At 49.6% G+C, this 464-nt stretch carries 1 protein-coding gene; it reads right to left on the minus strand.

The features are described from left to right. On the minus strand, window positions 1-373 hold a 373-nt coding region (locus D7X55_RS45110; protein WP_233610433.1), incomplete at its 3' end, for a hypothetical protein. Window positions 374-464: the final 91 nt, after the last annotated feature.

Here is a 464-nt window from a genome sequence, read left to right on the forward strand (position 1 = left end):
ATGTCGCATGGCTCCTCCAAAAACCAGCCCCACCCAAAGCGTAGCGCTTCTTCTGGTGCGAGAAATGATATGCGCCCAAATTGAAACCCAAATTGTGGCTCACACTTTGATTCACTCCGAGCGAATCTGTCACCACCCTCAAATCACCATTTCGGACCCACCACAATCGCTCCTTTCCACTTGGCGCAAGGAGAACCCACCCGTCGATGGACAGCCGAGACGAATAACCTCCAGCTTTGAGCCTTGACCAAGCGAAGGGCATCTCAACCTCTGGCAATTCAAGCCAATCGGCAGGGTTCATCCTTTTGGAAGCGTCTTGTGCCAGACCTTCACAACAGGAGGTCAGTAACATAAGAAACAGCAGGTTTCGCATGTGCCAAAACTCCACTAGAAGAATTTCACCACCTACTTTTTTTGTAAATAACATGTTTGGCCGAACTCATTCCGTTAATTGGGGCCTTGAG

It is taken from the genome of Corallococcus sp. AB049A (genome assembly GCF_003668885.1).
Classification (GTDB): domain Bacteria; phylum Myxococcota; class Myxococcia; order Myxococcales; family Myxococcaceae; genus Corallococcus; species Corallococcus interemptor.